At 66.4% G+C, this 21,871-nt stretch carries 19 protein-coding genes; 6 read left to right on the top strand and 13 right to left on the bottom strand.

From position 1 onward, the window contains the following. Positions 1–7 precede the first annotated feature (7 nt). From AC1DO7_RS09755 to AC1DO7_RS09725, 7 genes are all read right to left on the bottom strand, one after another. On the bottom strand, positions 8–598 hold the full coding sequence (locus AC1DO7_RS09755) for an OmpA family protein (RefSeq protein WP_441613410.1): 591 nt from the start codon (positions 596–598) through the stop codon (positions 8–10). Between the two features lie 114 nt (positions 599–712). After that, entirely contained in the window at positions 713–1,495 is a 783-nt protein-coding gene (locus AC1DO7_RS09750) for a S1 family peptidase (RefSeq protein WP_441613409.1), read from the bottom strand. A gap of 19 nt (positions 1,496–1,514) precedes the next feature. After that, complete coding sequence (locus AC1DO7_RS09745) at positions 1,515–1,985, bottom strand: RT0821/Lpp0805 family surface protein (RefSeq protein WP_441613408.1); 471 nt, start codon at positions 1,983–1,985, stop codon at positions 1,515–1,517. Between the two features lie 55 nt (positions 1,986–2,040). Further along, positions 2,041–3,828 carry a protein kinase domain-containing protein gene (locus AC1DO7_RS09740; protein ID WP_477116048.1) on the bottom strand — a complete coding sequence of 596 codons (1,788 nt, stop codon included), beginning with the start codon at positions 3,826–3,828 and terminating at the stop codon, positions 2,041–2,043. A 24-nt stretch (positions 3,829–3,852) separates the two neighbouring features. Then, the gene (locus AC1DO7_RS09735; protein WP_477116047.1) at positions 3,853–4,689 is read right to left on the bottom strand and encodes a protein phosphatase 2C domain-containing protein; all 837 of its coding nucleotides are present in this window, start codon (positions 4,687–4,689) and stop codon (positions 3,853–3,855) included. A 20-nt stretch (positions 4,690–4,709) separates the two neighbouring features. Further along, the gene (locus AC1DO7_RS09730; protein WP_477116046.1) at positions 4,710–6,413 is read right to left on the bottom strand and encodes a trypsin-like peptidase domain-containing protein; all 1,704 of its coding nucleotides are present in this window, start codon (positions 6,411–6,413) and stop codon (positions 4,710–4,712) included. 524 nt (positions 6,414–6,937) lie between these two features. After that, positions 6,938–8,035 carry a tartrate dehydrogenase gene (locus tag AC1DO7_RS09725; RefSeq protein ID WP_441613404.1) on the bottom strand — a complete coding sequence of 366 codons (1,098 nt, stop codon included), beginning with the start codon at positions 8,033–8,035 and terminating at the stop codon, positions 6,938–6,940. Positions 8,036–8,126: 91 nt separating this feature from the next. On the opposite strand from AC1DO7_RS09725, the gene AC1DO7_RS09720 reads away from it, so the two are divergent. Then, positions 8,127–9,071 carry a LysR substrate-binding domain-containing protein gene (locus tag AC1DO7_RS09720; RefSeq protein ID WP_441613403.1) on the top strand — a complete coding sequence of 315 codons (945 nt, stop codon included), beginning with the start codon at positions 8,127–8,129 and terminating at the stop codon, positions 9,069–9,071. Positions 9,072–9,281: 210 nt separating this feature from the next. On the opposite strand, the gene AC1DO7_RS09715 is transcribed toward AC1DO7_RS09720, so the two are convergent. Further along, positions 9,282–10,157 (bottom strand): LysR family transcriptional regulator, encoded by an 876-nt coding sequence (locus tag AC1DO7_RS09715; RefSeq protein WP_441613402.1) that lies wholly within the window; start codon positions 10,155–10,157, stop codon positions 9,282–9,284. Positions 10,158–10,295: 138 nt separating this feature from the next. Here AC1DO7_RS09715 and argH point away from each other — a divergent pair, with 138 nt between their 5' ends. Further along, a complete protein-coding gene (argH, locus tag AC1DO7_RS09710) occupies positions 10,296–11,801 on the top strand; it encodes an argininosuccinate lyase (protein ID WP_477116045.1) in 1,506 nt (501 codons plus the stop codon). A gap of 68 nt (positions 11,802–11,869) precedes the next feature. After that, positions 11,870–12,838, top strand: a complete 969-nt coding sequence (locus tag AC1DO7_RS09705; protein ID WP_441613400.1) for a Bug family tripartite tricarboxylate transporter substrate binding protein — start codon at positions 11,870–11,872, stop codon at positions 12,836–12,838. A gap of 104 nt (positions 12,839–12,942) precedes the next feature. Here the strand turns inward: AC1DO7_RS09705 and AC1DO7_RS09700 are convergent, their stop codons facing one another. Next, positions 12,943–13,866 (bottom strand): dihydrodipicolinate synthase family protein, encoded by a 924-nt coding sequence (locus AC1DO7_RS09700; protein WP_441613399.1) that lies wholly within the window; start codon positions 13,864–13,866, stop codon positions 12,943–12,945. A 96-nt stretch (positions 13,867–13,962) separates the two neighbouring features. Between AC1DO7_RS09700 and AC1DO7_RS09695 the strand changes: the two genes are divergently transcribed. Next, positions 13,963–14,859, top strand: a complete 897-nt coding sequence (locus AC1DO7_RS09695) for a LysR family transcriptional regulator (RefSeq protein WP_441613398.1) — start codon at positions 13,963–13,965, stop codon at positions 14,857–14,859. Between the two features lie 195 nt (positions 14,860–15,054). On the opposite strand, the gene aceB is transcribed toward AC1DO7_RS09695, so the two are convergent. Both aceB and AC1DO7_RS09685 read right to left on the bottom strand, forming a co-directional pair. Beyond that, on the bottom strand, positions 15,055–16,641 hold the full coding sequence (aceB, locus tag AC1DO7_RS09690) for a malate synthase A (protein WP_477116044.1): 1,587 nt from the start codon (positions 16,639–16,641) through the stop codon (positions 15,055–15,057). A 43-nt stretch (positions 16,642–16,684) separates the two neighbouring features. Next, positions 16,685–17,386 (bottom strand): haloacid dehalogenase type II, encoded by a 702-nt coding sequence (locus tag AC1DO7_RS09685; protein WP_477116043.1) that lies wholly within the window; start codon positions 17,384–17,386, stop codon positions 16,685–16,687. 256 nt (positions 17,387–17,642) lie between these two features. Here AC1DO7_RS09685 and AC1DO7_RS09680 point away from each other — a divergent pair, with 256 nt between their 5' ends. Next, entirely contained in the window at positions 17,643–18,614 is a 972-nt protein-coding gene (locus AC1DO7_RS09680) for a LysR family transcriptional regulator (RefSeq protein WP_477116042.1), read from the top strand. A gap of 100 nt (positions 18,615–18,714) precedes the next feature. Then, positions 18,715–19,149 carry a universal stress protein gene (locus AC1DO7_RS09675; protein ID WP_441613392.1) on the top strand — a complete coding sequence of 145 codons (435 nt, stop codon included), beginning with the start codon at positions 18,715–18,717 and terminating at the stop codon, positions 19,147–19,149. A gap of 155 nt (positions 19,150–19,304) precedes the next feature. Here the strand turns inward: AC1DO7_RS09675 and loiP are convergent, their stop codons facing one another. Continuing rightward, a complete protein-coding gene (loiP, locus tag AC1DO7_RS09670) occupies positions 19,305–20,060 on the bottom strand; it encodes a metalloprotease LoiP (protein WP_477116041.1) in 756 nt (251 codons plus the stop codon). A gap of 404 nt (positions 20,061–20,464) precedes the next feature. Further along, a complete protein-coding gene (aceA, locus tag AC1DO7_RS09665; RefSeq protein ID WP_441613390.1) occupies positions 20,465–21,757 on the bottom strand; it encodes an isocitrate lyase in 1,293 nt (430 codons plus the stop codon). Positions 21,758–21,871 lie beyond the last annotated feature (114 nt).

Raw genomic sequence — 21,871 nt, 5'->3', positions numbered from 1 at the left:
GCGGCGCTCAGTCCTTCACCGTGACGATGGTCACGCGCCGATTCTCCGGCGCTGAGGGATTCTGCAGATTCATCGGTTCGGCGGAGCCCTTGCCGACCGGCGTCAGCCGGTCGGCGGCAATGCGCCCCTCCAGCGTGAGGTACTCCACCACTGCCGCGGCACGGCTCTCGGAGAGCTTCAGGTTGGCATTTGCCGGTCCGCGCGGGTCCGCATGCCCTTCGACACGAAACTTGTACGGCGAGAGTTTTGCCGACTGCAGTCCGCGGGCGACCTTGCCTAGCGCGGCACGCGCACTGTCGGTCAGTCTCGATGAATTGCTGTTGAATGTGATCAGCAGCTGGGCGGACGGATCTTTCGCCGGGCTGGCGGCCTCCTGCGCCGCATAGACATCGCGATGCGTGATGCCGAGCGTCTCGGTCCTGGCGCTGGCATCCTGCGGCGTCAAGGCATTGGTGATGGCTTCCACGCTGATGTCCTGCTCCCGCATAAGGTTGTCGCCGGCGTGGGCGACAGGCCAGGCAGCCAGGATGCAGAGCGCAGTGAGCGACAAGCGCAGCAAGCAATGCATTGCGATCGTGACTTGCGTAGTCTTTGCCATGTTGGATCTCCAGAGATTTGCGCGTTTCCACGCCGGTGCGGCTCGCCGTCGCGATCGCCGCCAGTCCTCATCGGTTTCCAGTTTCCATATCCGTCGCCCCCCGCCAGAGCACGCCTATTCCAGGCATTGGACGAGAGCCGAAATCTGGCGCAGCCTTGCGCCCGGCTTCATTTCCGGCGCCTGGGGCACGACAGGCGCCGGCGCGCCCGGCCTCGCATCGACGAACCGGGCAAGATCCTGCGCGCAGACCGCAACGCTGAGTTCCGGGTTGTCCGTGTACCGCCCCACGATCATGCCGAGCAGCGCCCCCTGTGCGTCGACGACCGGGCCTCCGCTGTTGCCCTCATGCAAGGCCGCGCGCAGCACCAGCAGCCGGTGGCCCCTAGGCTGGGCGGTGCCGCGCACGTCTCCGCGCGTCATGACAGGCACGAGCGGCGACGACGGCGTGAGACCGAAGCCGATCGTATAGACCGACATGCCTTGATGGACGGAAACGGCGAGAGGCCGCGCAGCCATCTTCACGGCACGGTTGGTTGCGAGCAGTGCCACGTCCAGCTGGTCGTCGATCGCCACCAGGGAGGCGGGCATGCTCGCCATGTCGCGCGGCCAGACGTTGATCCGCTGGCAGCCGCGAACGACGTGCGCGCTGGTGAGCATGTCGCCTGACTGGGTCACGAAGAACGCCGTACCGCTGCGCAGCATCCCCTCGTGGCCCTTGCCCTTTGCACCGGCATGCTTGCCGGCACCCGCGGCTTTCATGTCGCCGCCGAGATGCCCGATGTCGACCGATCCGGTGCGCTGCGCTTGCGCGCACGCAGGCCAGATGCCGGTCAGCGTCAGGGCCAGGGCCAAGGCCAGCAGCAGGCACAAGCGCAGGGCGCGTTCGCGTCGGTCCATGGTCAGATCCGGGAAATCGCTAGGGGTTGGCAAGCTCCCACTCCCCGTTTGCGTTACGGCATGCCCGCGAAGACTGCTCGTATGTCTTTCCTTCCTTCACATAGGTCTCGTTGAATTTCCGGCACGTCTGGGCAGTCGGTGACTTCGTGTACCCGGAGAGCGGCTTGATGGTGCCGGAGTTCCCCGTCTTCGCGTTGCGCCAGGTCTTGGGCTGGTTGTTCTCGCTGGTCTGCAGGGCTTGCTTGAGCGCGGCCTGGCGCGCTTCGCGGTCGCGCTCGTCCATCTCCCGGCCAATGATGCCGCCAAGCAGCGCACCGGCCATGCCGCCGGCGACAATGGCGCCCGCGTTGCCATGGCTGAAAAGCCCACCGAGCGCCGCGCCCGTGCCGGCACCGATGAGCGCGCCCGACGTGGTCTTGTTCATGCCGCTCGAATCGCCCGTCGCACACCCCGCGATCGCGCTGGCCACCGCGGCGCAGCCGATCGCCATAGTCCATCTGTTCATCGCATCTCCCTTTGACGATCAGGCGCGATCGCCCCAATGACTACATTGYCCAGACCCCGGCGCGAGCACGTCGTGCCTCCTGCTCGGCAGTGGCATAGCGCGCCGGCGCGCCGTCCCTTGTGCGAGCCCAGCCATTTCTGAGGGCGTGCTCGCCGATGTCTTCTCCGCCCGCGAAGCACTGGAAGGCCTTGTCTTTTGCAAAACACTGAAGCTGGTTGCCCTTGCCTTTGAGGTACCGCTGCATGGCCTGGGCCGGCTTGCCGTCTTCGCCGTGTATGGAGGACAGGTTGACGATCTTCCCGGAGACGATCAGCGCGCCCGAATCGAGCACCTGGGCGACCGTTCCCTCGAGGTCCGGCCTGGCTTGCGATGCCGGACTGCCACCGTTCTGTCCTGCCGGGGGGGATGCCGGGTTCGCCGGGGCCGGCGGCGTCGGAACCAGGGCGATCGGCGGGAGATTGATCGGCTGCTCCTGCGCCGGCGGCTCGGGTACGGATACCTGCGGCCTCGCGCTCGCCGCCGGCGGGGGCGACTGGGGCTGGTCTTGCGAATGTCGCGTCAGTGCCATGAGGAGGATGCCCGCGCCGATGACCAGCCCGGCGGCAGCCGCGCCGAGGCCGATGACGCGCGAGCGCGGGCGCGCCGGCGGCGGCTCCGGCCTGATGGCCGTGCCGGGCGCCGGAGCATGCGCGGCTGGCCGGGACTGCGAGGCGAAAGCGGCCGGCGGAGGTACCGGCGGTGCCGCGGCGCGCGCGGTGCCTTGCGCGGAATCGGCATGGCCGGGCAGCCGCGCTCCCGGGAGCAGGCTCGGGTTCGCCCGCGTGCTCATGCTGGGATTCGCGATCGTGCTGACGCCCGGGTCCGGGTTCGGGTTGGCGCTCGTGCTGGTGCTGGTGCTCGTGCTCGTGCTCGTGCTCGTGCCTGTATATATCGCGCCTGCGACAAGGGTTTCCTGAAGATCGAGCGCGCTGTAGGTCTGAAGCACGCCGTCGCGCACGATGTCGGGCGCATCCGCAAGCAGCGGCGAAGCCCCCAATGCGCGGCCAAAGTCTTCTGCCGTGAAGAACCGTTCATCAGGAGCCTTGGCAAGCGCCTGCATCAGCGCGCGCTCGATGCCGGGGTCGAGGTCCGGGCACCATGCGGCCAGTGGCGGCGGTACCGTCTCCACCTGTGCGCGGATCAGCTCATAGTCGCTGGTCGCGTTGAACGGCAGTCGCCCGGAGATGAGTTCGTACAGCACCGTCGCCAGGCTGTACAGGTCACTGCGGCCGTCGCCTTCGTGGCCGCGCAGTTGCTCCGGCGAGGCGTATGCGAGCGTGCCGACGACATCGCCTTGTTGCGTGAGGCGTTGCGAACCCTGGATGCGCGCAATGCCGAAATCCATGATCTTCAGCGTGCCGCTGTCCGTGAGCATCAGGTTGGACGGCTTGATATCCCGGTGAATCACGCCCATCTTGTGCGCATAGCGCAGGCCCATGATGGCCTGGATGACCACCGCGAGGCTGTCGCGCACGGGAAACTTGCCAATGCGCTGCAGGATCGTCTCGAGCGTGTGCCCGTGCACCAGCTCCATCACCATGCACATGGTGTCGCCATCCTTGAACAGCGCATACAGCGTGGTGATGTTGGGATGGTTCAGCTTGGCAAGGCTGGTCGCCTCTGCGCGAAAGCGCTCCAGGAATCCCCTGTCGAGGCTGAACTCGGGCCTCAGGGTCTTGATGGCCACCTCGCGTTCGAGCTCGGTATCGAAAGCGCCATAGACTTCGCCGATCCCGCCACGTCCAAGCAGGGTGCGGATTTCGTAGTGGCCTATCTGCCGGACTGACATGGCGAATCCATCAACCCATTGCGTTCAGAAAGCGCTGGTCTCGCGCGTCGAGCGAACCGGCGCGCCGCCCGCGGCCGGTTGCTGCTGCACGCGACAGATCGCGACCGATGCGTTATCCACCCCTCCCGCCATGCGGGCCAGCTCTATCAGTTTCTGGCAGGCGTCGACCGGCTCGAGCGTCATGATCACCGATGCAATCGTCGCGTCGTCGATCTGATCGCTAATGCCGTCGGTGCACAGCACCAGGACATCGTCGTGCGCCAGCGGAAAGCCATCCGGTGAAACGACCGGCTCCTGGCCCGGCGTTCCCAGCGCCCGCAAAAGTACATTCTTGTCGGGGTGCCTGCTTGCCTCTTCCGCCRTGAGCAGCCCTTCACGGTACATCTCGCGGACCAGGGAGTCGTCCTCCGTCAATTGCCGGAATTCCCCCTGGCGAAGGAGGTAGATCCGGCTATCGCCGACGTGGGCGATATAGGCGAGGTCGTTGACGATGGCAAGCGCGCTGCAGGTGGTTCCCATGCCATTGCAGCTCGGGTCGGCGGCGGCATGTTCCCCGATCGCCCGATTGGCGATGACAAAGGCGTTTTTCAGCGCATCCGTGGGCGGGCCCGGATTGCGGTAGTACTCGCGAAGCACCGTACGCAGCGCGATCTGGCTCGCCACTTCACCTGCCGCGTGCCCGCCCATGCCATCCGCCACGACGGCAAGCGCACCGGCACGCGCATAGGGATCGTCCTCGCGTGGAATCATGCAGCCGACCGCGTCCTCGTTCAGGCTGCGCACGCATCCTGCGTCGCTGAGCATCGCGCACCTGACCATCAGCCGGGATCGATCTTCTTGGCGAGCCTGGTCGGCGCACATGGCGAGCTTCCCCGTTGGACTCAGTTAAGCAGCAGGTCAAGTCCGTACTTGATCGGGACCGCGAATGTCACGCGCTCATCGCCCATCGAGCGGGAATAGGTGAACAGCCCGATCACCTTGCCGTCGCGGTCGAACACGGGGCCGCCGCTGTTGCCATGGCCGGTCGCGGTGACCGTGAGCTGGTAGACATCGCCCAGGTCATCGTAAGTCTGGACGTTCTTCTCGGACTTGACCGTGTCGCCGACCTTCGCGATGATGCCCTCCGTCACCGTGGGCTGCGGAATCAGTTCAACGAAATTGGCGATATTCCCGCCTTCGCTCGACTGAACGATGGCGTGCTTTTCCTCGGATATGCCCGGATAGCCGAGCACGGTCACCCGCTCGCCCACGCGCGGCCGCGAACCGACCGAGGCAAGGTTGATCGTGGGCAATTTCCGTGTCGCGTCGATCTTGATCTCCGCTACATCTGCTTCGGCGGAAGACTTGACCAGTCGCGCCTCGATGCTTTCCCGCGTGTCGGGGAAGCGCACCGCCAGGCTTTCGTTGCGCCCTTCGAGAACGGCCAGGGACATGGGGCCAAGCGCCATGYCCCCCGGCACGGCGAAGTTCGGCCTGATCAAGCGCACCGGGTGGTCGAAGTCCCAGCCATTGAGATGGCGGTAGGCCTTCGGGTTGATGCGCGCCATGCTGACTTCGCCCTGGCCGCCCGTGGAGATCCGGATCAGGATGCCGCCGCTCGCGTCGAAGTCCATCCAGCCCGGCACCTTCCATCCTTGCGCGACGTGCTTGTTGGTCAGGATGAAACCCTGGTCCTTGACCACGAAGCCACTGCCGCGTCCGCCCACCTCGATCGGGATGCCACGATGGTCATCGTCGTCCGTCGTCAGCCAGCGCTGGACGGGATTGCTGTCGATCTGGATAAAGCACGGAAGCCGCAGGTTTTCGACGATGCAGATGCGCTGATAGACCTGGCGGCCCGTACTCTTGTCCACGATGTGCCAGCGGGCCTCCACGACCACCGTCGCTCCGCCGAATTCCGCGATGATTGCCTCGGGGCTTTTGCCGAACAGGATTCCGAAATGCGCAAACGCGCCGACCACGATGGCTGCCAGCAGGGCCACGGCGCCCGCGCCGATGATCACCCTGCGTCCGATGGAGCGCCGTTCCTGATTCATCATCCGCAGCACGGTTTCTTTGCCCACGCGATCATCCGTGGCCCGGGCCGGGCCCGCCGGCGGCTGGCCACCCCGGGCTTCCTGCATCGCACCGTCGTGCGCGCTGGCGCGCCCCGTCGAGGGGACCGCGGCGGCAGGCGCGGCCGCGGGCTGGGCCATGCGCGTTTCAGCTACCGCTTTCGCGTTCAGGCGTGTCGGCGCGGGAGCCGACGTGGGCCGGGGCTCCAGGTCGAATGTCAGGCGCGGTCCGCCTTCGCCCAGTTCGATGGTGTCGCCCGGCGCCAGCTGCGCCTCGTCCTTGACCGGGTGGCCGTTATGGAACGTGCCGTTGCTGCTGCCCAGGTCGACCAGCATATAGCGGGCCGGCCCCTCTTTCCTGATCTCGATGGCGGCGTGCTGGCGGCTGACCAGGTCGTCGCGCTGCGGGTCGAAGGCGACGGTAGCGGCCGGATCGCGGCCAAGGATCAGCTTGTCGAAACGGTCTGCCTCGAACTGCTCGATCTGGTGCGCCTTCGAGCCGGACAGATGCGTGATGATGATGCGGGTCATCCCGGTCTCCCTGCTGGTGCCCGGGTAGCGTTTCCAAGGCCATCGATATCGCGAGGATGGCCGGGGCCGGAGCTGGCTCTTGTTTTTCTCTGCCTGCGTTCGGCCACACCGGCTGGCGCCCGTGCACGCACGGCGGGAGGCGGCAAAGCCTCGCCCCGCCCCATGGCAATGGAACGCAGGCGAAACATGGACAAACGCGAGGACCGCCAACGCATATGCGCCCCTGAACGGTGCCGGCGCGCCTCGTCCGAGCGCACTGCTGGCAGCCTTCCCCCCGGGCACTCGAAATGCGCTTTTTGGCGCTGGATGTGACGCTAAAGTGGTTCTTCTCGAAAGAGTATAGGTAATGCGCAATGGCTTCGCAAAAGCGCGAACCGCCCCGCAAGCCACCCCGGAAAGCCACTGACCGCGAGGTGGAATGAAAGCCTCCCGGCGGTGCCTGGCCATGCCCGGCCCTGCCTCTGCCCGCTCCTGCGGCTTGCTACAACGGCCGCCCGGCAGCGGCCGCCCGGCAGGCCGGCGGGTCAGCCCTGCGTCACATGCGCCGCGATGGCGTCGCCCAATGCCGCCGTGCTGGCCGTACCGCCGAGGTCCGGCGTACGCGGGCCGTCGCGCAGCACGTGCTCGATGGCGGCCACGATGGCGTCATGCGCCTGCCGCAGCGGTGCGGGGTCCTGCGCCGCGCCGGCCAGGAAGTCGAGCATCAGCGCGCCGGACCAGATCATGGCGATGGGATTGGCGATGCCCTTGCCGTAGATGTCCGGTGCCGAGCCGTGCACCGGTTCGAACAGCGACGGGAAGCTGCGGCCCGGGTTGAGGTTGGCCGAGGGAGCCAGGCCGATGGTGCCGGTACAGGCAGGGCCGAGGTCCGACAGGATGTCGCCGAACAGGTTGGTGGCCACCACCACGTCGAAGCGGTTGGGCTGCAGCACGAAACGCGCGGTCAGGATATCGATGTGCTGCTTGTCCACCGTCACCTCCGGGTAGTCCTTGGCCACGGCGTCGGCGCGCTCGTCCCACCACGGCATGCTGATGGCGATGCCGTTGGACTTGGTGGCCACGGTGAGATGCTTGCGCGGGCGCGCGTTCGCCAGCTCCAGCGCGAACTTCAGCACGCGGTCGGTGCCGTGCCGCGAGAACACCGACTCCTGGATCACGATCTCGCGCTCGGTGCCTTCGAAGATGCGGCCGCCCAGGTTGGTGTACTCGCCTTCGGTGTTTTCCCGCACCACGAAGAAGTCGATGTCGCCCGGCTTGCGGTTGGCGAGCGGGCACGGCACGCCCTCGAACAGGCGCACCGGCCGCAGGTTGATGTACTGGTCGAACTCGCGGCGGAACTTGAGCAGCGAGCCCCACAGCGACACGTGGTCGGGCACGGTCGCCGGCCAGCCGACGGCGCCGAAATAGATCGCATCCTGCGAGCCGAGCTGCGCCTTCCAGTCTGGCGGCATCATCTCGCCGGTACGGGCGTAGTAGTCGCAGCTGGCCCACTCGTGCTCGCTCACCGTCAGTTCGAAGCCGAAGCGGCGCGACGCCGCGGCCAGTACCTTCATGCCTTCCGGAAGCACTTCCTTGCCGATGCCGTCGCCGGGGATGGCGGCGATCTTGAAGCGTTGTGTCATGGCTGATTCTCTCCAAACGATGTCCCGGACGATGCTAGCATTGCCTATACGTGAATATTTATGCCTTACGTGAATCCAGAATTTACGAATCATGCACAGTACGGGTAGTGCCCCCCTCCATGAAGACCTGCGCGTCTTCGTCGCCGTCACCCGCCAGGCCAGCTTCGCGCGGGCAGCCCAGGCGCTCGGCGTGTCGCCGGCCTACGTCACCAAACGCGTCAAGGCCCTGGAGGCGACGCTGGGGGTCCAGCTGCTGCTACGCAGTACGCGCACGGTCGCGGTCACCGAGCAGGGCGAGCGCGTCTACCAGTCGGCACTGACCGTGCTGGATGCGGTCGACCGCCTGCTGGACGATGTGCGCGAGACCAGTGCCGCGCCGCGCGGATTGATTCGGATCTGCAGCAGCTTCGGCTTCGGCCGCAATATCGTGGGGCCGGCGATCTCCGGGCTGGTGGCCCGCTATCCGGAACTGCAGGTGCGCTTCGAGATCTTCGACAGGCTGGTGGACGTGGCTGCCGAAGGCTTCGACCTCGATATCCGCGTCGGCGACGAGATCGCGCCCAGCCTGATCGCCCGCAAGCTGCTGCCGAACAGCCGCGTGCTGTGCGCGGCGCCGGCCTATCTGGCGGCCCGGGGCATGCCGAGGTCGGCGGCGGACCTTGCCCGCCACGATTGCCTCGTGATCAAGGAACGTGACCATCCCTTCGGGCTGTGGCGCCTGCGAAATGCGGCTGCCGAGGTCCTTTCGGTAAAGGTCACCGGGCCGCTCTCGGCGAACAACGGCGAAGTGGCCACGCAGTGGGCCATTGACGGCCGGGGCATCGTGCTGCGCTCGCTATGGGACGTCGGCCATCTGTTGCGCACCGGCAAGCTCGTGCAGGTCCTGCCCGCGCTGACACAGGAGGCCAACGTCTACGCCGTGTACCCGTCCAAGCTGCCCGCCACGGCCAAGACGCGGGTGTGCGTCGAGTGGCTGCACGCGGCCCTGCCTGCGCTGGTCGAGCAGCACCGGCGCGGCGGCTCCTGCCTCTCGTAGGACAAGCGCGGCGTCGTCCGCAATGGATGCGCCGCTGCGGGCTTTGCCTGCGACGCGTGTCATCGCCTCACTGCCACGAAGGCAGCGCAAGCCTGGCAAGCACGCGCGCCATGGGCAAACCCCGCCGGAACGCAAGGTCTGCTGGCCTGGCGGCCGCACTCGCACTCGGACCGTTTTGCCTGTCCGATCCGGCCATGCTTCATGGCCTCTTCAATAGCGGCCCGCGCCATGGAGGCAGTCCAGAAACGCCTGGGCAAGCGCCGGCACCGCGCGTTGCTGGTTGTGCAGGACGTAGCTCTGGAACGCGATCGCCGGCTCGAACGGGATGGCCTTCACCGCGGGCAGCTTCAGGCTGCGGACGACCACGGGATTGACCACGCTGACCCCCAGGCCCATGCCCACCATGGTGCAGATGGTGGCCGCATAGGGCGTCTCCAGTGTCAGGACGCGTCCGTCGGGCACGAATGCCGCGTCGACGGTGGCGCGCGTGCCATCCCCGTGCGTCAGCGAGATAAACCGCTCACCGTCGAGGTCGCTGGCCCGAATCCGGCGCTTCTTCGCCAGCCGGTGCGTGGCCGGCACGATGCACACGCCGTCTTCCTGCCGCAGCAGCGCGCTCTCGATGCCCGAGGTCTCCACCACGTAGGAGACCAGCCCGAAATCGCAGAACTGGGTGGCCGTCCACTTGGCAACTGTCGGCGAGTCATTGGTATGCACCGCGATGGGCACGTCGGGGTACTGCTCGCGGAAGGCCAGGATCGCCTCCGGCATGACCGTCATGGCAATGGAAGGCACCGTGCCGATGCGCAGCGTGCCCACCCCGAGTTCGCGTATCGCGCGAGCGGAGGCGCGCAGGCTGTCGAGGCCCGCAAATGATCGCTCCACGTCCTTGAACAAGGCTTCGGCTTCCGTCGTCGGCGTGAGCCGGCCCCCGATGCGAGCAAACAGGCGGAAGCCGACTTCCCGCTCCAGCTGGCCGATCACGCGGCTGATATTGGGCTGCGATGTGTGGAGCTGCGCCGCGGTGACCGTCATGGAGCGGCTCAGCATCACCGCCCGGAACGCTTCGATCTGTTTGAAGTTCATGCCTTTGGGAGTGCTTTCGGCCCGGATGGGCGTGCCGTCGATGGTATATCAAATCTGCATGCTCACGGCCAAACTACTGATTTGACGATATATCGTCGAGATTCCCATACTGTGTTCAACGCCCCTGGAGAAACACGTATGGAATCCAAAGTCAGCCGCCGCCTGACGCAGCCCACGGCCGCGGAAGTATGCGAGCACATCTACCTGCCCCGACTGATGCGCGAGTTCGGCAGCGGCTTTCCCTATCTCACCGAAATCAACCAGGCACACCTGCTGATGCTGCACGGCGCAGGCCTGATACCGTCGGAGGTAGCCGCCGTGCTGGCGCGGGCCCTGATGCGGATCGAGTCGGYGGGGCCGGACGCCGTTCCCCTGGACCCGGCGCGCGAAGATGCCTACTTCAACTACGAGGCGCACCTGATGGCGGTTGCCGGCGCCGACGCCGGCGGCAGGCTGCACGTGGCGCGCAGCCGCAACGACATCCTGGCCACCCACGACCGCCTGCGGGCGCGCGACAAGGCCATGGCGATCCTGGAGGGCCTGCTGGCCACACGCGGCGTGGTGCTGGACAAGGCCGCCGAGTACGCCGACGTGGTGATGCCCGGCTACACCCACCTGCAAGCCGCCCAGCCCATCACGTACGGCTACTACCTTGCCGGCGTGGCGGAGGCGCTTGGCCGCGACATCACCCGCCTGCGCCAGGCATTGGCGGGACTGGACGCTTGCCCGCTGGGCGCCGGCGCGCTGGCCGGCACGGCCTTCCCGATCGACCGCGATGCCACGGCGCGCTGGCTCGGCTTCTCCAGCTACGTGGCCAACTCCCTCGACGCTGTGGCCTCGCGCGACTTTGCGTGGGAGATCCAGTCCGCCATCACCATCGCAACTGTCACCTGGGGCCGGTTTGCGCAGGACCTGTTCGTCTGGTCCACGCCGGAGTTCGGCCTGATCGAGTTCCCGGACAGCGTGGCGGGCACCTCGAGCATCATGCCGCAGAAGAAGAATCCGGTCGTACTTGAGTATCTCAAGGGCAAGGGCGGCCATATGCTGGGACTGCTCACCGCGTCGCTCGCGGCGGTCAAGGGCAGCCACTTCACGCATACCGGCGACGGCAATCGCGAGAGCATGCGTGGATTCTGGGAGTCCATGGACGAGTGCCAGCGCTGCATCGCGCTGCTGCGGCTGGTGCTCGAGCACGCGACGCCGTTGCGGGCGAACATGGTGGCGCGCGCGCGCCGTGACTTCTCCGCGGCGACCGATCTCGCGGACGCGCTGGTGCGCGAGGCCGGCGTGTCCTTCCGCGAGGCGCACCACATCGTGGGCGCCGTCGTGCGCGAAGCACTCGACAAGCGCATTCCTGCCGACGAGATCGACACAGACATGGTTTGCGCCGCGGCGCTGCGCCATACCGGCCGGGCCATCGTACTCGCGCCTGCCGTAGTCGCTCGCTGCCTGGATCCAGAACAGGGCGTCGCGGCCAGGACCGCCGCCGGCGGCCCTTCGCCCTCGCTGGTGCGCGACAACGCTGCCGCGCAGCGCCGCGAGCTGGCATCGGCCGGGGAAGCGCTCGACATCTTGCGCCAGGGCGTTGTCGGCGGCCGCGCCGCCTTGAAACAGGCTGTGGCCGGCCTCGCCGGCCTGCACTAGCCGTGGCCGCCATCCGCGGCCTGCCCTCCCCTCGATACCGTATCCTTGTCCGACGGAGATATCTGCCCATGAAACCGATTGCGCGCATGCTCGCCGCCGCCTGTCTATCGCTGGGGACCACCCTGGCGCTGGCCGGCCCCTTTCCCGACAAGCCGATCAGGCTGGTCGTGCCCTTTCCGCCGGGCGGCACCACCGACCTGCTTGGCCGGGTGCTGGCAAACCGCCTGTCGGAAACCCTGGGCCAGCAAGTCATCGTCGACAACCGGCCCGGCGCCGGCGGCACGATCGGCTCGGATGTCGTCGCCAAGGCACCCGCGGACGGCTATACGCTGCTGTTCGGCACGGTGGGCACGCAATCCATCAACACCTCGCTCTACAAGCGGCTGCCGTTCGACGCGCAAAAGGACTTCACGCCGGTAGCACTGTTCGCCGGGGTGCCCAACATCCTGGTCGTCAACCCCAAGGTGCCTGTCAAGTCCGTGAAGGAACTCGTGGACTACGCCAAGAGCCACCCCAACGCGCTCAATATGGGATCGGCAGGCAACGGCACGACCAACCATCTCTCGGGCGAACTGTTCAAGTCGATGGCCGGCGTGCAGATCGTCCACGTGCCGTACAAGGGGAGCGGCCCCGCCATGGCAGACCTGCTGGCCAATCAGGTGCAACTGATGTTCGACAACCTGCCCGGCTCGCTGCCGCATGTCAAAGCCGGCAGGCTGCGCGCCCTGGCGGTGACCAGCGCCACGCGATCCCCCGCACTCCCCGACGTCCCCACCATGGCCGAAGCCGGCATCGCCGGCTATGAGGCAGACGTCTGGTTCGGCGTGGTCGGGCCGAAAGGCCTGCCTGCAAGCGTCGTCGCAAAGCTCTCGGCCGAGATCTCGCGCATCGCGCAGGACAAGCCGATGCGCGACAAGCTGATCCGGCAAGGCGCGTCGCCGCTGACATCGACGCCGGAGCAGTTTGCCGTGCTGATCCACCGCGACACCGACAAGTGGTCGAAGCTCGTCAAGGATTCCGGCGCGGCCATCGACTGAGGCCACGGATGGCAGTGCCGGCAGCGGATCTCCCCGGTCCGCCGGGACCCGGCAATTGATCCCCGTCAGTTAAGCAGGGCGGCCGCGGGATCGGCGGCGCGGCTTCAGCGCACCAGCCCCCAGCCCGACATCAAGGTGTGCAGTTGCGCATGCTGGTGCTGGGTCAAGGGCCACGCCGATGGCGGCCGCGTGGCACCGCAGTCGTTGCCCATCATCTGCAGCGCGGCTTTCACGACCGTGACATTGGCGCCGTTGTTCTCTTGCGCGCGCAGTTCCTCGAAGGGAAGCATCTCGTCGATGAGGCGCATCGCCCTGGCGTAGTCGGCGGCTTCGAGTGCGGCATGAATGGCAACCGAGCGCTCGGGCATCACGTTGATCAGGCCCGAGGTAAAGCCGCGTGCCCCGACCGCGTAGAGGGGCGGCGCCCACACTTCCGCAAGCCCGCCCACCCAGGCCAGGCCGAGATCGGCCGTGCGGCGCATCGCCTGCGCCAGCACCAGCGGCGTGGGTGAGGCCCATTTCACGCCGATCACCTCAGGGATGCGGCACAGTTCCTCGATGGCAGCCAGCCCGATGTTCTCGTTGCGCAGGTAGAGCACCAGCGGCAGGCCCTCGCCGGCCTCCGCGATCTTGCGCACGTAGGCCGACACCCCGCGCGGCGCCACGAACGGATCGGGCGGCTGGTGCACCATCAGCGCATCGGCGCCGGCGCGGCGCGAGGCGCGCGCCAGCGCGCAGGCTTCGTGCACGCTGCGGCCCACGCCGGCAAGCAGCGGCACGCGGCCGGCCACGCATTCGGCGGCCACGTGCACCATCCGCACGGCCTCCTGCTCGCGCAGGCCGTAGAACTCGCTGGTGTTGCCGTTGGCAACCAGCACATGCACGCCGGCCTTGACCGCGCGGTCCACGACGGGCGCGAGCGGTGCCGGCGAGACGGTATCATCTGCATCGAATGGCGTGACCAGGATGCCGGAAATGCCATCAAGCGCGGTGCGCAGCGCGGAACCTTCGAAAGTAGCCACCTTCATCTCCCCGGGGAAAAGACACAAGAGGTGCCACTCTAAGGAGGAACCGGCCGCAGCGTCCAATCCAAACAGGCGATGCCGCAATACAAGAATTGAATCGTGCTTCAGCTCTCGCATCTTCGCAGCTTCGTGGCGGTGGCCACGGAACTGCATTTCGGCCGGGCCGCCGCGTTGCTGAACATGACGCAACCGCCGCTTACCCGGCAGATCCAGCTGCTCGAACATGAGGTCGGGGTCCGCCTGCTGGAGCGCTCGGGCGGAAACGTGCGCCTGACCCTGGCCGGCGCCACGTTCTTGCGCGAAGCGGAGGACATCCTGCGCCGCAGCCAGGCCGCGACGCTTGCGGCACGACGCGCCATGCGGGCGGACGCGGGCACCGTGACGATGGGGTTCATCCCTGCCGCCAGCTTCACCTTGCTGCCGCAGATCCTGGCCGCGATCGGCACCAGGTACCCGGAGGTCCACGTGGCACTGCGCGAAATGCAGACGGATGCCCAGCTCGAAGCCATTGGCGCCGACCGCATCGAGCTTGGCATCGTCCGGCCGTTCGCGCCACGCAGCTTTGCGCTGTCCGCGCCGCTGCTGCGCGAACCGTTTGTGCTTGCGGCGCCGGCCGGGCATCCCTTGATGCGCTGCAGTTCGCTGACCCTCCAGTCCCTGGAGGCGCAGCCCTTCATCGAGTTCTGCCCGTCGGAATCCCGCTACCTGTACGAGATCGTGGCGGGCCGGCTGCGTGCCGAAGGCGTGGCGCCCGAGACCGTCCAGACGCTGAGCCACACGCATTCCATCCTGTCGCTCGTCGACGCAGGCATGGGCGTCGCGCTGGTCCCCCAGTCCGCGCACAGGCTGGGGTACGCGGGTGTTGCCTTCCGCCCGCTCGAGAAGGCCGCCGGGCTGGATGTCGAGTTGCATCTGGCGTGGCGCCGCGGCAGCCAGCACGGCGTCGCGGACACCGTGCGCACGCTGTTGCAAGAGACCTTCCCGGCCTCGGCCTAGCCGTCGCGGGTTCGCCGCCCTCGCCTCTTTCCTCTGCACGCCGCGCCGCGCACGCGCACACGCATACGCAAGCCCCCAAAAAAACCGCGCCGCCTCTTCTGCAAGAGGCGGCGCGGCTTCATGACGGCTTCATGACGGCGACCCGCGGCGGCGAGCACCCGGGCAGGCCCGGGTGCTCTCCGCGCATGGGAACTGTCAGATCTCTTCGTATAGCGGTAGCGTCAGGAATTCAGCGAAGTCTTCCGACGTCGACATCTGCTCGAAGATCTCGGCGGCACGGTCATAGGTCCTGGTGTCGCCACCGACGAACTCCTTGATCTTGCCCAGTTCTTCCGGGATCAGGCCACGCACCATCTCGGCGGTCACCTTGCGGCCGTCTTCCAGCTTGCCCTTGGGCGAGCGGATCCACTGCCACACCTGCGAGCGCGAGATCTCGGCGGTGGCGGCGTCTTCCATCAGGTTGTGGATGGGCACGCAGCCGTTGCCGGCCAGCCAGGAGCCGAGGTAGTGGATGCCGACGTTGATGTTCATGCGCAGGCCGGCTTCGGTGATCGGGGTTTCCGGCTGGAAGTCCAGCAGGTCCTTGGCCGCCACGTTGACGTCGTCGCGCTGCTTGCCGAACTGGTTGGGCGCGTCGCCCAGCACTGCCACGAATTCCTTCATGGCCGGCTCGACCAGGCCCGGGTGGGCCACCCAGCCGCCGTCGTAGCCGTCGGTGGCGTCGCGCTTCTTGTCGTTGATGATGCCCTGCATGGCGATGGCGTTCTTCTCCGGATCGTTCTTGATCGGGATCAGTGCGCTCATGCCGCCGATGGCGGGCGCGCCGCGCTTGTGGCAGGTCTTGAGCAGCAGCAGCGCGTACGAGCGCATGAACGGCGCGGTCATGGTGACCTTGGCGCGGTCGGCCAGGCAGAAGTTCTTGTCGACCTTGAACTTCTTGATGCACGAGAAGATGTAGTCCCAGCGGCCGGCGTTCAGGCCGGCGCTGTGCTCGCGCAGCTCATACAGGATTTCTTCCATCTCGAATGCGGCCAGGATCGTCTCGATCAGCACGGTCGCCTTGACGGTGCCCTGCGGCAGGCCGATTTCGTTCTGGGCCATGACGAAGACGTCGTTCCACAGGCGGGCTTCGAGGTGGCTCTCCATCTTCGGCAGGTAGAAGAAGGGGCCGGCGYCGCGCGCGATCTGTTCGCGGGCGTTATGGAACAGGAACAGCGCGAAGTCGAAGATGCCGCCGGAGACGCGCTGGCCGTCGATGGTGACGTGCTTTTCGTCGAGGTGCCAGCCGCGCGGGCGCACCTGCAGCGTGGCGATCTTGTCGGCCAGCTTGTAGTGCTTGCCGTTGGAGTCCAGCGTCAGCGTGCGGCGCACGGCGGCCTTGAGGTTGACCTGACCCTGCAACTGGTTGTGCCAGTTGGGAGTGTTGGAGTCCTCGAAGTCGGTCATGTAGCTGTCCGCGCCCGAGTTGAACGCGTTGATGACCATCTTGGCTTCGACCGGGCCGGTGATTTCCACGCGGCGGCAATGCAGCGCGGGGGGCACCGGCGCGACCTTCCAGTCGCCTTCGCGCACGCTCTTGGTCTGCGGYAGGAAGTCGGGCAGCTCGCCGGCGTCCAGGCGCTTGGTGCGCTCGACGCGGGCCGCCAGCAGCTCCTGGCGGCGCGGCTCGAAGGCGCGATGCAGCTTGTCCACCAGGGCCAGGGCCGCCGGCGTGAGGATGTCTTCGTAGGCCGGCAGGATTTCGCCGGTGATCTTCATGCCCGCAGGCAGCGTGATGGCCATCTGTGTTCTCCTGTGTTCGATGGTTGGTTTGGGTTACCCGCTGTCAGAGCGCCGCGCCGCGGGCGCGGGCGAATTGCAGCAGGTCGTTCATGTCGTGCCCGGTGCCGGCAGGGCTCACATCGAGCCGCTCCGCCGGATGACCGGCACGATTGATCCAGAAAGTCGTGAAGCCGTACCACGTTGCCCCGCATGCGTCCCAGCCGTTGGACGAGACGAACAGAATCTCGCCCGCCGGCAAGCCGAACGCCTGCGGCGCCATCGCGTAGGCGGCCGGCGCGGTCTTGTAGAGGCGCACCGGGTCCACCGACAGCACATGGTCGAACAGGCCGTGCATGCCGGCGCTCTTGACCGAGATATCGAGCATCTCCGGGTTGCCGTTGGAGAGGATGCCCAGCGGCAGCCCTGCGGCGCGCAGGCGCTTGAGCGCACCGAGGTTCTCCGGGAAGGCCGACAGGCAGGCGTATTCCTTGAGCAACTGCGCTTCCGTGGCCGGGCCAAGATCCAGTTGCAGCCGCTCGGCGGCGTAGCGCAGCGCATCCACCGTGATCGCCCAGAACGATTTGTAGTATGCGCCGTCGGGACCGGCCAGGGAGCGGATGCGGGTGTAGTCGATCYGGCGCTCGCGCCACAGCATCGCCAGCGCCTCGCCCTTGCCGGGAAAGAGCTGTTCTGCGCGCGCGGTGACGGAATACACGTCGAACAGCGTGCCGTAGGCATCGAAGACGACTGCGCGGATCTTTTGCATGAGCCAGGAAATTCCTCAGGGTGAATCCTGCAGGCCCGCGTGCATCGCAGGTCTGCCAATGCGTGGGCCTGTACACCAATGAATGCATGCATTGTAGGTAGACGTTGCAGTGCGGCAAAGCCGTTGCGGGTCACTTGATCTTTTACTTTTACCCCACTAATCTTCGCTAACGCTCAAGAGAATAGACACCAAATCCACTCCATTGCCCTGCACGCTTGCTGGCAAGGGCGGCATGAGGCACAAACCGGCGAGATTCGTGGATCATTTCAAGCAACTGGAGACCTTTGTGTCGGTGGCGGCACGCGGCAGCCTGTCTGCCGCCGCAACCGCCGAGGGCGTGGCGCCCGCGATCATCGGGCGCCGCATCGACGCGCTCGAAGAGCGCCTCGGCGTGAAGCTGCTGCTGCGTACCACCCGCAAGATCAGCCTGACCTTCGAGGGCTCGGCCTTCCTGGAGGACTGCCAGCGCATCCTCAACGACCTGCACAACGCCGAGGCCAGTGTTTCGGCTGGTGGCGTCAAGGCCAGCGGCCACCTGCGCGTGACGGCGCCGGCCGGCTTCGGGCGCAAGCACGTGGCGCCGCTGGTGCCGTTGTTCATCGAGTCGCACCCCGACGTGACCATCACGCTGGACCTGTCCGACCGCGTGGTGGACCTGGTCAACGAGGGCTTCGACTGCGCCATCCGCCTGGGCGATCTGCCCGATTCCAGCCTGGTGTCCATCCGCCTGGCCGAGAACCGCCGCGTGGTGGTCGCCGCCCCAGCGTACCTGGCCCGCGCCGGCACCCCGGCCGTGCCCGAGGACCTGGCCCGGCACAACTGCCTGGCGTTCGGCGCCAGCGCCAATGTGCAGCGCGGCTGGGCCTTCCAGCAGGACGGGCGCCCGGTCACGGTCAAGGTCGGCGGCTCGATGGAGTGCACGGACGGCGCGGTGCTGCATGCCTGGTGCCTGCACGGGCACGGGCTGGCGTGGCGTTCCTGGTGGGAAGTCGGGCAGGAGATCGCCAGCGGCCGGCTGGTCACGGTGCTCGACGAGTTCCAGGCGCCGCCGATCGGCATCCATGCCGTATTTCCCCAGCGCAAGCACCTGCCGCTGCGCGTGCGGCTGTTTATCGATCACCTCAAGAACAYGTATGGCAATCCGGGCTACTGGCGAAGGGCCGAGCAGGCGCGCGCGCACGCGCCGGAACGCGCGCCCGCAGGAGAGGAATTTGATTTAAGCCAATGACGCATGCGCCACCCCTGCCTACAATGAATCAGGCGGGCGCTGTCCGGCCCGCCTCTGGCGCATCGCCATCCACTGCCTCTTTGCCCCAAAGGAGTCCAGCATGTTCAAGCACATCCTGCTACCCACCGACGGTTCGGAACTGTCCAAGAAAGCCATCGACGGCGCGCTGGAACTGGCCAAGACAATCAATGCGCGTGTCACCGGCTATGTGTGCCTGGAGGAATATCCCTACACGCCCTTCAGCGAGATCGTGGTGGAAGCCCCGCAGGCGTTCAAGGACCGCATCGAGAGCCAGGCCCGGCTGTACCTGAAGGAAGTGGAAGCCGCTGCCCTGGCCGACGGCATTTCCTTCGATGCGGACATGTCGACGTTCGCCGTGCCCTACCTGGGCATCATCGATGCCGCCGAGCGCCATGGCTGCGACGTCATCTTCATGGCCTCGCATGGCCGGCGCGGCCTCTCGGGCCTGCTGCTGGGCAGCGAGACGCAGAAGGTGCTCACCCATACCGACATTCCGGTCATCGTGTATCGCTGACGGTGTATCGCGCTGCCGCGCTCGCATCTGCATTCGGATGCCGGGCAGGAAAGCAAGGATAAGAAAAAGAATAAGGAAAAGGCTGGCCGCCCCCGCGGGATGCCAGCCTTTCCTTGCATGCACGGCCGATGCCGGCGAGCGCAGGCTCGGGCCGCTTAGCTGGCGCTATTCTTGATGCGGTCCTCGATGTGCTTGGCGCGGTCGGCCGAGCCCGGGTGCGAGGAGAACATGCTGGACTYGCCGCCGTCGAGCTTGGCCAGCTTCTGGAAAGCCGTTACCAGGCCGCGCGTGTTGGCCTTGTTCCTGGCGAGCACGTCGAAGGAGTAGTCGTCGGCGGCGCTCTCCTGTGTCTGCGAGAACTGCGCGTTGATCAGCTGTTCGCCGAGCTCTCCCAGTTGCGAGGACGACAGCGCGGCCACGGTGCCGTTGCCGCTGGCAACCAGCGCGCCGCGTGCCGCCATGGCGGCATAGGCCACCTGCATCTTGTTCCTGGTGTGGCCCAGCGCCACATGGCCCAGTTCGTGGCCCACCACGCCGCGCACTTCGTCGTCGGTCATCATGTCCATCAGGCCGCTGAGCACGCGCACACAGCCGTTGGCCATGGCCCAGGCATTGACGTCCTTGCTCAGGTAGACCTTGGCGTTGATGTTGGAGACGTCGATGGATTGCAGGCCGGCCATGATCTTGGTCAGGCGTTTGCCATAGGCGCTGTTGGCCGCCGCAATCTTGTTGGTCTTGTCGGACTCGGCGCAGGCCTGGTCGGACATGGACTTGACGTCCGCGTCGCTGAGCGAGGCCGCCTTGAGCATCGAGCTACCGGCACCCACCATGCCGTCGACATTGGTGCCGGCGCAGCCGACCGCGAGGGCAGAGAGGCCGATGGCAGCCGCCAGGGAGAATTTGCGCTTCATGAATGTATTTCTTATCGGATGAGCACCGGCCAGGAACGTCCGCCAGTGGGCTCGCATGGACATGTGCCGGTGGCTCACCGGCGGTTCTCGATGTACCGTTTCTGGCACACACCGGGAAATCATATCGTCGAAATCATCCAAAATGATCGCGAAATATCCGAATCAATACAGACATTATTTTTGACATTTACCGGAAATTTCTCGCGCCCCTCCCGGATTCCTAGCCTGCCGCCCTCGCCTACGCCTACGTGGCCCGCCAGAAAGCAAAAAACCGCGCCGTCCCTGCGGGAGACGGCGCGGCGCCTAATTGAAGGGCGCGATGGTCGCACGCCCTTCACGATGACCAGGAGTCGATCTGGCTATCCTGTCTATCTGAAGTCCGGAGATCCGGGGATGCCGGAGCCTCAGGCTACTTTCTTGTCGAAGAACTGCTCGTCTTCGGTCGAACCCTTGAGGGCGGTCGTGGACGACTGGCCGCCTTCGATGGCCTGGGTCACGGCGTCGAAGTAGCCGGTACCGACTTCGCGCTGGTGCTTGACGGCGGTGAAGCCCTTCTCGGCCGCGGCGAATTCGTTTTCCTGCAGTTCGACGAAGGCGCTCATCTGGTTGCGGGCATAGCCGTAGGCCAGGTTGAACATCGAGTAGTTCAGCGAATGGAAGCCGGCCAGCGTGATGAACTGGAACTTGTAGCCCATCGCGCCCAGTTCCCTCTGGAACTTGGCGATGGTGGCGTCGTCCAGGTTCTTCTTCCAGTTGAACGACGGCGAGCARTTGTAGGCCAGCATCTTGCCCGGGAACTTGGCGTGSACGGCYTCRGCRAACTTYTTGGCGAACTCCAGRTCCGGCTTGCCGGTTTCGCACCACACCAGGTCAGCCACTTCGGCGTAAGCCAGGGCACGCGAGATCGACTGATCCAGGCCGTTGCGCACGCGGTAGAAACCTTCGACGGTGCGCTCGCCGGTGCAGAACGGCTTGTCGTTGTCATCCACGTCCGAGGTCAGCAGGTCGGCGGCTTCGGCGTCGGTACGGGCGATCACCAGGGTCGGCACGCCGGACACGTCGGCGGCCAGGCGCGCCGCGGTCAGCTTGGCGACGGCTTCGCGCGTCGGCACCAGCACCTTGCCACCCATGTGGCCGCACTTCTTGACCGAAGCCAGCTGATCTTCGAAGTGCACGCCGGCGGCGCCCGCTTCGATCATGGACTTCATCAGTTCGAAGGCGTTCAGCACGCCGCCGAAGCCGGCTTCCGCGTCAGCCACGATCGGCGCGAAGAAGTCGGTGTCGCCCTTGCCTTCGCTCCACTGGATCTGGTCGGCGCGCTGGAAGGTGTTGTTGATGCGCTTGACCACCATCGGCACCGAGTTGGCCGGGTACAGCGACTGGTCGGGGTACATTTCGCCGGCCAGGTTGGCGTCGCCCGCGACTTGCCAGCCCGACAGGTAGATGGCCTTCAGGCCGGCCTTGACCTGCTGCATGGCCTGGTTGCCGGTCAGCGCGCCCAGCGTGTTGACGAACGGCTCGGTGTTCAGGAGGTGCCACAGCTTTTCAGCGCCGCGGCGGGCCAGGGTGTGCTCGATCTGCACGGAGCCCCGCAGGCGGACCACGTCTTCCGCCGTGTAGTTGCGCTTCACGCCCTTCCAGCGCGGGTTGGTTTCCCATTCCTTTTGCAGCTTCTGGATTTCTTGTTCGCGGGACATGTGCACTCTCCTGGTGATTGAGACGGATATGGCGTAAGAAAGCTTGCGGCTGGCTTGCCGGAACGTGCTGCCGGGCAGCCGACCGAGGCGCTGTCGGGGTGATTTCCGGAGGCA

It is taken from the genome of Cupriavidus sp. 05N40 (genome assembly GCF_056397305.1).
Note: the sequence above shows the minus strand (reverse complement) of the source record. Positions and strands in the feature narration are given on the sequence as shown.